The sequence below is a fragment of the Polaromonas sp. JS666 genome (genome assembly GCF_000013865.1).
Classification (GTDB): domain Bacteria; phylum Pseudomonadota; class Gammaproteobacteria; order Burkholderiales; family Burkholderiaceae_C; genus Polaromonas.
In genome coordinates this window covers 1,925,755-1,938,800 of the sequence record NC_007948.1, presented here as the reverse complement: position 1 = coordinate 1,938,800, position 13,046 = coordinate 1,925,755, and the positions used below count along the sequence as shown (strand labels likewise).

Annotated in this window: 10 protein-coding genes and 2 riboswitches; of the genes, 8 read left to right on the top strand and 2 right to left on the bottom strand. The window is 60.5% G+C overall.

The window, feature by feature from the left end; translation table 11 throughout:
- Window positions 1-138: 138 nt before the first annotated feature.
- Together BPRO_RS09335 and epsA are read right to left on the bottom strand one after the other, a co-directional pair.
- Entirely contained in the window at window positions 139-1,572 is a 1,434-nt protein-coding gene (locus BPRO_RS09335) for an undecaprenyl-phosphate glucose phosphotransferase (RefSeq protein WP_011482807.1), read from the bottom strand.
- Window positions 1,565-2,377: an XrtB/PEP-CTERM-associated transcriptional regulator EpsA gene (gene epsA, locus BPRO_RS09330; protein WP_011482806.1), complete on the bottom strand. Its 813-nt coding sequence runs from the start codon at window positions 2,375-2,377 to the stop codon at window positions 1,565-1,567. The genes BPRO_RS09335 and epsA overlap by 8 nt, the downstream gene beginning before the upstream one ends.
- 386 nt (window positions 2,378-2,763) lie before the next feature.
- Between epsA and BPRO_RS09325 the strand changes: the two genes are divergently transcribed.
- The 8 genes from BPRO_RS09325 to gcvP all read left to right on the top strand — a co-directional run bounded on the left by BPRO_RS09325 (window position 2,764) and on the right by gcvP (window position 12,996).
- Window positions 2,764-3,744: an acyltransferase family protein gene (locus BPRO_RS09325; RefSeq protein WP_232291518.1), complete on the top strand. Its 981-nt coding sequence runs from the start codon at window positions 2,764-2,766 to the stop codon at window positions 3,742-3,744.
- A gap of 182 nt (window positions 3,745-3,926) precedes the next feature.
- Window positions 3,927-4,952: a D-erythronate dehydrogenase gene (gene denD, locus BPRO_RS09320; protein ID WP_011482804.1), complete on the top strand. Its 1,026-nt coding sequence runs from the start codon at window positions 3,927-3,929 to the stop codon at window positions 4,950-4,952.
- 72 nt (window positions 4,953-5,024) lie between these two features.
- A complete protein-coding gene (locus BPRO_RS09315; protein WP_011482803.1) occupies window positions 5,025-5,996 on the top strand; it encodes a TRAP transporter substrate-binding protein in 972 nt (323 codons plus the stop codon).
- A 97-nt stretch (window positions 5,997-6,093) separates the two neighbouring features.
- The gene (locus tag BPRO_RS09310; protein WP_011482802.1) at window positions 6,094-6,588 is read left to right on the top strand and encodes a TRAP transporter small permease; all 495 of its coding nucleotides are present in this window, start codon (window positions 6,094-6,096) and stop codon (window positions 6,586-6,588) included.
- Between the two features lie 91 nt (window positions 6,589-6,679).
- The gene (locus tag BPRO_RS09305) at window positions 6,680-7,957 is read left to right on the top strand and encodes a TRAP transporter large permease (protein ID WP_011482801.1); all 1,278 of its coding nucleotides are present in this window, start codon (window positions 6,680-6,682) and stop codon (window positions 7,955-7,957) included.
- Window positions 7,958-7,980: 23 nt separating this feature from the next.
- A riboswitch (glycine riboswitch) is annotated at window positions 7,981-8,094 on the top strand.
- A gap of 21 nt (window positions 8,095-8,115) precedes the next feature.
- Window positions 8,116-8,217: riboswitch (glycine riboswitch) on the top strand.
- A gap of 15 nt (window positions 8,218-8,232) precedes the next feature.
- Window positions 8,233-9,429, top strand: coding sequence for a glycine cleavage system aminomethyltransferase GcvT (gcvT, locus tag BPRO_RS09300; protein ID WP_011482800.1), 1,197 nt, complete (start codon window positions 8,233-8,235; stop codon window positions 9,427-9,429).
- Between the two features lie 95 nt (window positions 9,430-9,524).
- Complete coding sequence (gene gcvH / locus BPRO_RS09295) at window positions 9,525-9,893, top strand: glycine cleavage system protein GcvH (protein WP_011482799.1); 369 nt, start codon at window positions 9,525-9,527, stop codon at window positions 9,891-9,893.
- A 115-nt stretch (window positions 9,894-10,008) separates the two neighbouring features.
- Complete coding sequence (gene gcvP / locus BPRO_RS09290; protein ID WP_041388648.1) at window positions 10,009-12,996, top strand: aminomethyl-transferring glycine dehydrogenase; 2,988 nt, start codon at window positions 10,009-10,011, stop codon at window positions 12,994-12,996.
- The last annotated feature ends 50 nt before the right edge of the window (window positions 12,997-13,046 follow it).

Here is a 13,046-nt window from a genome sequence, read left to right as displayed (position 1 = left end):
GGTGCCCCTCCGGGGTTGAATTGCAACGCGTTGATTGAGGAGTAAAGATGTTAGTTTCATAGGAATGTGTAGGTTGTGAAATAGCTCTTTTGCACTACTGGGCACATTGACGCTTTGACGCATTGCATCCCATCCGTTTCAGTATGCGGAACTGTCTTTGAAAACAAGCCGCACAGTCTTCAAGATAATGAACAGGTCGAGCTGCAACGACCAATTTCTCAAATAATCAAGATCGCAGTCAATGCGGGCCTCCATCTTGTCCAGGGTGTCCGTTTCGCCGCGCTGCCCATTGACCTGGGCCCAACCGGTAATTCCGGACCGGACCTTGTGGCGAACCATGTAGCCCTTGATCAGGGTCCGGTACATTTCGTTGTGCGCAACCGCATGGGGACGGGGCCCGACAATACTCATGCGCCCCTGCAGGACGTTGATGAATTGCGGCAGCTCATCGAGCGAGGTTCTGCGCAGGAAGGCGCCCAGCCGGGTGACCCGCATGTCATTTTTCTGCGCTTGCTGAATCGTGTTGCCGTCTTCGGTCACGGCCATGGATCGGAATTTATAGACCAGGATCTGCTCGCCATCCAGTCCGTAGCGCCGCTGCTTGAAGATCACCGGCCCCGGCGAGTCCAGTTTCACCGCCAGCGCAATCACCAGCATGAGGGGAGACATCAGGAGCAGTATGAGCAATGACAACACAATGTCGCTGACTCGCTTCAATGCGCCATTGACACCACGAAACGGCGTATCGCAAACGGATATCACCGTGACACCGCATACCGAATCGCTTCGGCCCTGAATCAGGTCCGTCACAAACATGTCGGGCACAAAATAGATGGAGGCGGTGGTGTCCTTCAATCCGTCAAGAACCTGCAAAATGCGTGGCCGCGAAGCCATCGGCAAGGAGAGGTAAATAAACTGGACCCGGTGCTGCTTGACATACGCCGGCAAGTCATCGATTTTGCCGATCGGCCCCTGCTCATCCTGTGCGCCCCTGCGCTCTTCGCTGCGATCATCAAAAAATCCCAGCACCTCGATACCCGAGTAGGCCGACCCGGCGATATGCCGGGCCAGGGACACGCCCTGCTCGTTCATGCCCACAATGACCGCGCTTCGGGGCGGGCCCTGCAACTTCAGCAGTTGGGGTGCGGCAGCTCTAAGCCCGAGGTGTGCAGCGATCTGGGCCACCGGCGCAATCCATAACCAGTTGCCCACCACGGGCACGGACAAGCTGTAAAGGTATTCCGTGGCCACACCAGCCAGCAACAACAGCCCGGCGATCCAGAGCCAGTGAATGGCGATATTGAGCACGGCTTTGCCCACCGGCAGGCGAAGCTGGGAAGTGCCCGGGAAAGACAGCGAGAACACGATGACCGACAGGATCAGGTAGGCCGGGCTGACCTGGTCTTCAAAGTAAAACGCCAACGCCCACAGCGAAAATACCAGGACCAGAGGCTCCAGCGCGGCTTCGATGGCGATGAAAAGATGGCTTCTGCCCAACCCCATGGATCGGGGCTCACGGCGGTCCAGCCAGGCTGATGCCGATGCCGAATTGACCGGGTTGAATTCAGCCATTGAGAGCCACCCTGGTTACCTTGGAAACTGCCTGCGTCCGATTGAAAACATTCAATTTCTGAAAGATGCGCTGCATGTGGTTTTTGACAGTGAACCCACTGATATTCAGAATGGTTCCGATCTCTGAATTGGTCTTGCCCATGGCCACCCAGGCCATGATCTGGGTCTCCCGCTCACTCAAGCCACAGGAGTCCTCCGGGGCACTCCGCGTAGGCGGCGATGACTGACGATGCGGTTGATGTTGGTGTTGTTGCGGCAAGTGCGTGACCTGCCGCAATGCGGTGTCGATGTGGGGCATCAGCACGCCCATGGCCGTCGTGGCGGGCTCAGCGGGAATTTCGCCTGCCCTTAACAGCACATAGAGGCACTCATGGCGGCCTCTTTCATCGCAGATCCCATGTATCAACACAGAGCGCATCGTGCGCAGCACGCTGGAAAAGGAACCAGGCAGGCTGGCATTGCCCAGCAGGTACGCAAATTCACCGAAATCCAGACGGCAGGGTTTTCTCTGCGCCGCGACCCAACTGTCGTGGAATTTCCCCAACAGGAACGGAAGCACCTCCGTGCCCGCCGCATAAGAGCGCACGCCAGGCCGGCTGGACAGGACATCGTGGTGTATCGAACCCTCCCGAAAATCCCCCCATCCGGCGAGCAGGATGTCATGAGGCAGGTAATGCTGGACGTCGCCCTGCAACCAGTTCAACAAGTCAATATGCCGCCATCCGGTCGCTACGGCCTGACTGATCAACTTCAAATAGCCCTCGGCCGCAGAATTTTCGCCTGTGGGCGATATAGGAGACTTCATTTTTCACCATTTCCCGATTCATTTTTTTCATTCGTTGACCAACATTGAAGTGGCCGCAATAAAAACTAAACTCATGATGGGGGATGCTCCTGCCTGAACAATAGAAGGATGGCAGACAGTCCATGTAGGAGAGAAAAACGGTGGCCTGTAGGCCATTACCGCGGGCCACGTCGGATAACGCCCTGCTGCGTCTTCACTGTTCCCCCGAACGCGGCCGGCCATGCGCTTGACCTCACCGGCTCACCTGCCGGCAAGGGTGGTCTTCCTACGACTTGCAACAGTTTGTCTGTAGCATTTTGCAAATATCAGCCGCATCGATGCCTCTTCGGATTACGCTACGTCCATTGATTTTGAGAGAAACGCAAGGGCCGATGAGCAGCAAAAAAATGAAACGCAGCATTGAGGTGGATACCTTGCGAGGCATCGCATGCGTGCTGCTCGTGCTTTTCCATGTCGTGGGCGACACACCATCGGTCGGGTTGAGAATTCCGGAGGGGCACTGGCTGCAGGTGGTCAATGAAGCGCTGGCCTATGTCCGGATGCCGCTCTTTTCCTTTATCTCGGGATACGTCTACGGCTTTCGTCCCTACCAGGGCAATCCGCTGGGTTTTATCAAAGGCAAGGTGCGGCGGCTTCTGCTGCCTCTGATCACGGTGGGAACCCTTTTTGCGGTTATCCAGGCGGTCACGCCAGGTACCAATGCGACTGTTGACCACTGGTGGCTGCTGCATATAGAACCCGTGGGACATTTCTGGTTCCTGGAAGCGCTTTTCATTGTCTTTTTAATGGTTCTCTTGCTGGAGCACCTGGGCGCACTTGCCACTGGAGCCGGCTTCACAGCAGTCTGGATCGTCAGCGCGATGATGTTTACCTACCTTCATCCGCCCAACTATTTTGCGGCTCGCGGTGCGGTCTACCTGTTGCCATTTTTCCTGGGAGGGCTGGCCTGCAAAAGATTTGAGATCGGGACATCCGCCGCGCGCCTTCTGGCCGCTGCGGTCTTCATCGGCGCCGCAACGGTTGTCATGTCATTTCCCCAGATTTCCGGGCAAGGAGGCTCCCTGCCCGCACTGGCACTCGGCATTTCGGGCGTCTTTCTGTTGCTCAGGAGTGGCTGGCGCTCCGAAAACCTTGCCTACATCGGCTCGTTTTCATTTGCAATTTATCTGCTCCATGTTTTTTTCACGGCTGCAAGCCGGATCATCTTTCAGAAGCTCGGGATCACGGATACCTATGTGCTGTTGATGCTCGGCCTGGCCTTCGGTGTGGGCGGCCCCATCGTTGCCGCGCTGGTCATCGGCCGGTACCAGGGCCTCAATCTGTGGTTGCTGGGAAGCCATGCAAAGATAAAAGCGACAGCCGCCTGAAACCTGCCGCCGCGGCCCCGTGACCTGCCGCTGCGCCACTCGCCAACCGGTTGTTGCGCACTCTCCCCCGCGCGCTAAACTGCAGTGCCGCCATGTACCGCTCCGCAGGGCACGCCCATGTGTCCGGCTGGCGGGCGCGGGCGATCACAGGCATCACAGACACATCAACAGAGACAACATCCATGAACATCGTCATCACAGGCGGCGCCGGATTCCTGGGCGCCCGACTCGCCCGCGAGCTTCTCAAGCGAGGCCAGCTTGCACTGGCAGGCGCCACACCGAAAACCATTCAGACCATCACACTGGTGGACCGTGCGGCACCGCCCGCGGATCTGGCGGCAGACAGGCGAATACGCCAGGTGGTGGGCGACCTGAACCAGCTCCTGGAAGGAGACCCGGCCGCAACTCCTGTCGTACGGGCGGAAGACGCTATCGTTTTTCATCTGGCCGCGGCCGTCAGCGGCGAGTGCGAGGCTGATTTCGACCTCGGCATGCGCAGCAATCTGGACGCCACGCGGGCCCTGCTCCAGACCTGCCGCGCGCTGAAAACATCCCCCACCGTCGTATTTGCCAGCTCACTCGCCGTCTTCGGCAATTCGCCAGAGCACCCCCTGCCCGCGGTGATTGACGACACGACGCTGCCCACGCCGCAAAACAGCTATGGCATCCAGAAATTCATCGGCGAGCAGCTGGTAGCCGACTACGCGCGCAAGGGCTTCATCCGGGGCCGCAATGTGCGCCTGATGACCGTCAGCGTGCGGCCCGGCAGGCCCAATGCTGCGGCGTCCAGCTTTCTGAGCGGCATGATCCGCGAGCCGCTGGCTGGCGTGCGGGTGGCCTGTCCGGTCCCGCCGGAAACGGCCGTGGCCCTGTCGTCGCCAGGCCGCACGATTGATGGGTTGATACGGGCGGCGCAAGCGAGCGATGCCGAATGGGGCGCCCGCACCGCCATCAACCTGCCGGCGCTCAAAACGACGGCTGGCGAGATGGCCGCCGCGCTGGAACGCGTGGCAGGCAAGCAGGTTGCGGCACTGATCGACTGGACGCCGGACGCTGCGGTTGCAAAAATCGTCACCAGCTGGCCCGCCCACATCAATGCCGTACGCGCCCGCGAGCTCGGATTGCTGCCCGACCCCGACTTTGAAACCATTATTCGTAACTATGTGCTCGAAAACCCCAGTGTGGCGACTCTGGCCGAACGGACATAATCCAGAGTTGTATGACAACTTTTGACGGGCCGGAAGCCCGTCAGAACGACCACCCACCCCTTCGGAGACCCCATGAAACTCAACAAACTCATCATCGGCATGACCATGGCCCTCGGTATTGTCGCCAGCGCCGCTGCACAGACCACGATGAAAATCAGTATTTCGACGTCGCAGAATTCCCACCAGGGTGTCGCTATTGACACCTTTGCCAAAGAGGTGGAAAAGCGCACCGGCGGCCGCTACAAGGTTCAGACTTTCTATAGCGGTGCACTGGGCGGCGAACGCGAATCCATCGAAGCAGTCCAACTGGGCACCCAGGAACTCGCCTTCTCCTCCACCGGCCCCGTCCCCAACTTTGTACCGGAGACCAAGATTCTCGACGTGCCCTTCCTGTTTCGCGACAAGGCCCACGCACGCGCCGTACTCGACGGCCCCATCGGCCAGGACCTGCTGGGCAAATTTGACGCCAAGGGTTTCAAGGCGCTGGCCTGGGGCGAAAACGGCTTTCGCCACATGACCAACAGCAAGCGTGACGTGAAGGGCCCCGAGGATCTGAAAGGTCTGAAAATGCGGACCATGGAAAACCCGGTGCATATTGCCGCTTACAAGGGTTTTGGCATCATTACCACGCCGATGGCATTCCCCGAAGTGTTCACCGCCCTCCAGCAGGGCACGGTCGATGGCCAGGAAAACCCGCTGTCGGTCATCATTGCGTCCAAGTTTGACCAGGTGCAAAAGCACCTGTCGCTGACGGGCCACGTCTACTCGCCCTGCATCTGGGTGATGAACAAGGCAGTCTTCGACAAGCTCAGCGCGGCCGACAAGCAGGCGTTTCTTGACGCCGCCAAGGAAGGCACCAAGGCCAACCGCGCACGGGTCGATGAGGACGACGCCAAAGGGGTCGCCGACCTGCGCGCCAAGGGCATGACGGTGATTGACAATATTGACAAATCGAAATTTGTCACTGCCCTGGCACCGGTCAACGCCGAATTCGAAAAGCAGTTCGGCAAGGCCAACATCGAGAAGATCCGCAATTACAAGTAAGCGGTCCAATTGCGCATTGCATTTTCATTTTTTTAGCCCTCTACGCCCGCAGTCACTGGACTGGCGGGCGTTTCATTTGTGAGCGGAGCGAGTTGCCATGAAGCAAGCATTTCTCAAGTTCGAGCGCTGGTGTACCAGCATTTCCATGGCGGGAGCCTGCGGCATGCTGGTGATCGCCTCAACGCTCGGCATGTTTCAGATCATCACGCGCTTTGTGCTGGAACAGCCGGCCGAGTGGAGCGAGATCCTGATACGCCTGAGTCTGATCTGGATGGTATTTCTAGGCATTCCAGCGGCTTTCCGGCAAGGCGCCATGGTCAGCGTGGACGTGCTTTACCGTTGGAGCCCTCCCCGCGTCAAGCGGATCCTGGACTGGGTGGTCGGCCTGGCGGCACTCACGCTGATCGCCATCATCATCTGGTGGGGCTGGGACTATGCAATGCGCGGCCGCGTACAGTCCATGGCCGGACTCGAATCCATCTCGATGTTCTGGGGCTATGTAGCCATGCCAATCGGAGGACTGTTTTGCGTGATCGGCATTATCGGCAACATGCTGGATCCGCAGCACCACGAACTGGAAACGGCAACATGATCCATAAATTTTCTACAGGCGTCGCGGCAAAGCCCCGCGCGAGCCGGCCAATGCCGGCTTCTTGCCCCAACTTTTTTCAGGAGACTGCACAATGACCGCCGCGATGCTGACAACCATGGTCGTGTGTTTTGCACTGACGATCTCCGTTGCCGTGTCTATCGGCCTGGCGTCCGTGCTCGGCATCCAGGTTTCGAACTCCAACATGCTGATCTCGGTGAAGGAGATGTTCAATGCGATCAACAAGTTTCCGCTCGCAGCGATCCCGTTTTTCATCCTGGCCGGAAATTTGATGGAAACAGGCGGCATTTCACGCCGACTCGTCGAGTTTGCGAAGAGCATTGTCGGCGGCGTTCAGGGCGGCCTGCCGATGACCTGCGTGTTGACCTGCATGATTTTTGCCGCCGTGTCGGGTTCATCGGTTGCCACCACATTTGCCGTCGGTGCCATCCTGATTCCCGCCCTGATCAAGCACGGCTATCCGACCAGTTATGCGGCTGCCCTGCAGGCCACCAGCGCCGAATTGGGCGTGATCATTCCGCCGTCGATTCCGATGATTCTGTATGGCGTCAGCGCCGAGGTATCCATCGGCGAACTGTTCATCGCCGGCGTCGGCCCCGGCATCTTTATCAGCCTCGCGCTGATGGCCTTTGTCTATGTGTATTGCAAGATCAAGGGCTGGGGGAAAAATGACGGCGATGGCCGGCTCAGTTTTGGCAAGGCCACCTGGCAGGCCGGCTGGGCACTGCTGATGCCCGTCATCATTCTTGGCGGCATTTACGGCGGCATCTTCACGCCCACCGAAGCCGCGGCGGTAGCGGTTTTTTATGCCCTGATTGTGGGCATGGTGATTTATCGCGAAATCAATCTGCCGGCTCTCATACTTGTCTTGCGTAAATCCGTCCTTTCCAGCGCGGTGATCATGTTCATCATCGCCAACGCAGGACTTTTTGCGTTTCTGATCACCCGGGCGGGCGTACCGGATGCGATTGGCCGCTGGCTGGAAGCCGTTCTGCAATCGCCGGCGCTGTTCCTGCTGGGCGTCAACACCGCGCTGTTCATCATTGGCATGTTCATCGAAACCAGCGCAGCCATCATTGTGCTGGCGCCCATCCTGGCGCCCGTGGCCATGCATTTCGGCATAGATCCGGTGCATTTCGGCATGGTCATGGTGGTCAACCTGGCGCTGGGCATGATCACGCCACCCTTCGGCGTCAATCTGTTTGCGGCCTGTACGGTGGCGCGTATTTCACTGGACCGCATCGTCGTGCACCTGCTTCCTTTCGTGCTGGTCATCCTGGCCTGCCTGATGGTGATCACCTATTTCCCGGCGCTGTCGCTCACGCTGCGCGATCTGGTGTACTCCAAGTAGGAAGGCCCGCACCTTGGGCTACACTTGAGAGGTCAGGAGAGAGTTTTCATCGCGAAAACCGCCGAAGGCGCACGAACACCATGAGGGCACCCCTCGTGGTGTACTGAACGCTCAGGCAAAAGGACTGGCAACCGTTTTCCGGCGCCTGGCGCCGGAAAACGTTCCCTACTGGAGAGAGACCGCTTTCGAGGCGGCCCACCGAAGGAGCAAGCCTGCATCGCCAGGTGAATCTCTCAGGTAAAGTGGACAGCAGGGGCAGCGCATGACCATCGGTCATGGATTCATGTTTGCCCCCGGAGACCGCCTTGTCCAACGCCTCTTCTGCTACCCCCGAAGATCTTCTCAAAACACCGCTGCATGATCTGCACGTGGAACTCGGCGCGCGCATGGTGCCGTTCGCGGGTTATTCCATGCCGGTGCAGTACCCTGCCGGCCTGATGGCCGAGCACCACCACACACGTCAGGCGGCAGGCCTTTTTGACGTATCCCACATGGGCCAGCTGCGCCTGGTGGGTCCTGATTCAGCGGCGGCACTGGAAACCCTGCTGCCTGTCGATGTGATCGACCTGCCGGCGGGCAAGCAGCGCTATGGCCTGCTGCTCAATGACGACGGCGGCATCATCGACGACCTGATGTTTTTCAACCGCAACATGCACGACAGCGCCAACGGCGGCGACCTGTTCCTCATCGTGAACGGCGCCTGCAAGGTCGGCGATATCGCGCACATCCAGCAAAAAATCGGCAGCCGGTGCGAAGTCATCCCCATGCCCGAGATGGCGTTGATGGCCCTGCAGGGGCCGCAGGCAGTGACGGCCTTGCAGCGCCTGGCACCCGGTGTTGACAAGCTGGTGTTCATGACCGGCGGCCGTTTCACGGTGGCGGGCTGCGACTGCTTCATCACCCGCAGCGGCTACACCGGCGAAGACGGCTTCGAGATCTCGGTGCACGAATCGCAGGCGGACACCCTGGCCAGGGCCCTGCTGGCCCAGTCCGAAGTCAAACCCGTTGGCCTGGGCGCACGCAACTCGCTGCGGCTCGAAGCCGGCCTGTGCCTGTATGGCAACGACATCGACACCAGCACCACGCCGGTGGAAGCGGCGCTCAACTGGGCCATCCAGAAGGTCCGGCGCACTGGCGGCGCGCGGGCCGGCGGATTTCCCGGCGCGGAAAAAATTCTGGCGCAACTGGCCGACCCGGCCGCGACACTGACCCGCAAACGCGTGGGACTGGTCGCGCTGGAACGCGTGCCTGTGCGCGACCACACCGAACTGCAAAGCACGGCGGGCGCACCCATTGGCCAGGTGACCAGCGGCCTGCTCGGCCCCACCATCAACCAGCCGGTGGCCATGGGCTATGTCAGTCCCGAGTTTGCCGCCATCGGCACGCGAATCCATGCCCTGGTGCGCGGCAAGCCCGTTCCCATGGAAGTAGCCGCCATGCCGTTTGTGCCCAACCACTACTACCGCGGCTGAGCAACCTACCGACTTTCACTGCCGCCTTTCAAGTTATTCACGTTACTTTTACGTTAACTTGCTGAATCCTTTTCACTGAACTTCTGGAGAACCTCATGACTGTCAAATACACCGAAGACCACGAATGGCTCAAGATTGACGGCGACACCGCCACCGTGGGCATCACGGTTCATGCGCAGGACGCGCTGGGCGATGTCGTGTTTGTCGACCTGCCTGCCGTCGGCGCCACCCTGGCGCAGAAGGAAGCCGCCGGCGTGGTGGAATCAGTCAAGGCCGCCGCAGACGTCTACATGCCCGTGAGCGGCGAGGTCGTTGAAGTCAACGAAGCCCTGCGCAACGACCCATCGCTGGCCAACAGCGACCCGCTGGGCGCCGGCTGGTTCTTCAAGATCAGGCTGTCTGACGCCTCGCAGCTGGACGCCCTGATGGACGAAACCAGCTACACCCAGTTTTCCGCAGGTTAATGGCCCCCACGCTTGCCACTTCGTGTGCTGCGCTGCCCCCCGAGGGGGCTGTGCTTGCTTGGGTCGGCCCTGCGCGGCGCACGTCCGTCTGTCTGTCTTTTATCGGAATAAACACATGTTGATGCCATCCGCCAAGCCGCTGGGCGAGCTTGAAAACCCCTCTGAATTCATCCCGCGCCACATCGGCATTGATGAGGCCGATGAAGTGCACATGCTCAGTGTGGTGGGCTCCGCCTCGCGCCGCGACCTGATTGACGGGATTGTTCCGCGTTCGATCGCGCGCACCAGCACCATGGCCATTCCGGCGCCAGTGACTGAAGCGGCAGCCCTCAAGCAGCTCAAGGCGATCGCAGCCAAAAACCAGGTGTTCAAGAACTTCATCGGCCAGGGCTACTACGGCACCTACACGCCGGGCGTGATCCTGCGCAACATCCTTGAAAATCCCGCCTGGTACACCGCTTACACGCCCTACCAGGCCGAGATTTCGCAGGGCCGCATGGAGGCGCTGATCAACTTCCAGACCATGGTCTGCGACCTGACCGGCATGCCGATTGCCAATGCCTCCATGCTCGATGAGGCCACCGCCGCCGCCGAGGCCATGACGCTGGCCAGGCGCAGCGTGAAAAGCAAAAGCAATGTGTTCATCGTCGCCGGCGACTGTCATCCGCAAACGATTGAAGTCATCCAGACCCGCGCCAGGCCGCTGGGCATTGAAGTCAAGGTCAGCACCGCAGTGACTACCCTGCCGCAGCTCATGGCCGAAGGCAATTACTTTGGCGTGCTGGCCCAGTACCCGGCCACCACCGGCAGCATCCACGACCTGCGCCCGCTGGCCGGCCAGGCGCATGTAGACGGCGCGGCCCTGTGCGTGGCCGCCGACCTGCTGGCACTGACCCTGCTCACGCCGCCCGGCGAATGGGACGCCGACATCGTGCTGGGCAACACCCAGCGCTTTGGCATGCCCATGGGCAACGGTGGCCCGCACGCGGCCTACCTCGCCTGCCGCGACGAGTTCAAGCGCTCCCTGCCCGGCCGCCTGGTGGGCGTGAGTGTCGACGTCCACGGCAATCCGACCTACCGCCTGGCGCTGCAGACGCGCGAGCAGCATATCCGCCGCGAAAAAGCCACCTCCAACATCTGCACCGCCCAGGTGCTGCCCGCCGTGATTGCCAGCATGTATGCGGTCTACCATGGGCCGCAGGGCCTCAGGCGCATCGCAGAGCGCGTGGCGGCATACACCGCCATCTTCGTGCGCGGCCTGCAGGAACTCGGCTATGAGATCACCGACCTGGGGGCCTTTGACTCCGTCACCGTCAAGACCGGAGATGCCACCAATTTAATAGCTGAACGCGCCCGTCAGTCCGGGGCCAACCTGCGATGTCGCCTGAACAATCACCTGGGCGTGTCACTGGACGAAACCACCAGCCGCAAGGACATTGAACTGCTGTGGTCCTTCTTTGCCCAGCCCGGCCAGACGGTGCCCGTGGTCAGCGCCTTTGAAGAGGGCATCGAGTCCCTGATTCCGGCCGACCTGCGCCGCACCAGCGCCTTCCTGACCCACCCGGTGTTCAACACCCACCACTCCGAAACCGGCATGCTGCGCTACATCCGCATGCTCAGCGACAAGGACCTGGCGCTGGACCGCAGCATGATCCCGCTGGGCAGCTGCACCATGAAGCTCAACGCGACCAGCGAGATGATTCCCATCACCTGGCCCGAGTTTGCCAACATCCACCCCTTTGCCCCCCAGGAGCAACTGCAGGGCTATGCCGAACTCGACAAGCAGCTGCGCGACTGGCTGTGCCAGGCCACCGGGTACAAAGGTATCAGCCTGCAGCCCAATGCGGGTTCGCAGGGCGAATACGCCGGCTTGCTGGTGATCAAGGCCTTCCACGAAGCACATGGCCAGGGCCATCGCAACATCTGCCTGATTCCCTCATCGGCCCACGGCACCAACCCGGCCAGCGCCCAGATGGCGGGCATGACGGTCGTCGTCACGGCCTGCGATGCGCAGGGCAATGTGGACATGGAGGACCTGAAAGCCAAGTGTGAGAAGCACAGCGCCAATCTGGCCTGCATGATGATCACCTACCCCAGCACGCATGGCGTCTTTGAAACCCATGTGCAAGACCTTTGCCAGCTGGTGCATTCGCACGGCGGCCGGGTCTATGTCGATGGCGCCAACATGAACGCGCTGGTCGGCGTGGCAGCCCCCGGCGAATTCGGCGGCGACGTCAGCCACCTGAATCTGCACAAGACTTTCTGCATCCCGCACGGCGGCGGCGGGCCGGGCGTGGGTCCGGTTTGCGTGGTGGCCGACCTGGTGCCTTACCTGCCCGGCCATGCCACAGCCGGATATGCAGGAGGCGGCCGAGCCTTCGGAGAGGGCACCAGCTTTTCCGCCGGGCCGCCCCAAGGAAAAGAAGCCCCCTCGGGGGGCAGCGCATTACACGAAGTGAAAAGCGTGGGGGCCATTTCCGCCGCGCCTTTGGGCAATGCAGCCGTGCTGCCGATCAGCTGGATGTACTGCCGCATGATGGGCGCCGAAGGCCTGAAGCAGGCCACCGAGATCGCCATCCTGAGCGCCAACTACATCAGTTCGCGACTGAAAGACCACTACCCAACGCTGTACGCCAGTGAAAACGGCCATGTCGCGCATGAGTGCATTCTGGACCTGCGTCCGCTGAAGGAAACCAGCGGCGTCACCGCCGAAGACGTCGCCAAGCGGCTGATCGACTACGGTTTTCACGCGCCGACGCTGAGCTTCCCGGTCGCCGGCACGCTGATGGTGGAGCCAACCGAGAGCGAAACGCTGGACGAGCTGGACCGCTTCATCGACGCGATGATCGCCATTCGGCAGGAAATCCGCCGCATCGAAAAAGGCGAGTGGCCGCAGGACGACAACCCGCTGAAGGCCGCGCCGCATACGGCGGCAAGCCTGCTCAAGGGCGAATGGATGCATGCCTACACACGCGATGTGGGGGCAGCCATACTCAGCAAGACCCAGCACGCCAAATACTGGCCGCCAGTGGGCCGCGTCGACAACGTCTATGGCGACCGCAACCTGTTTTGCAGTTGCGTGCCCGTGAGCGACTACGCCTGAAACAAACCAGGGGTTTTTCAAGGTTTACTGCCGTTCACTGCCATTCACTG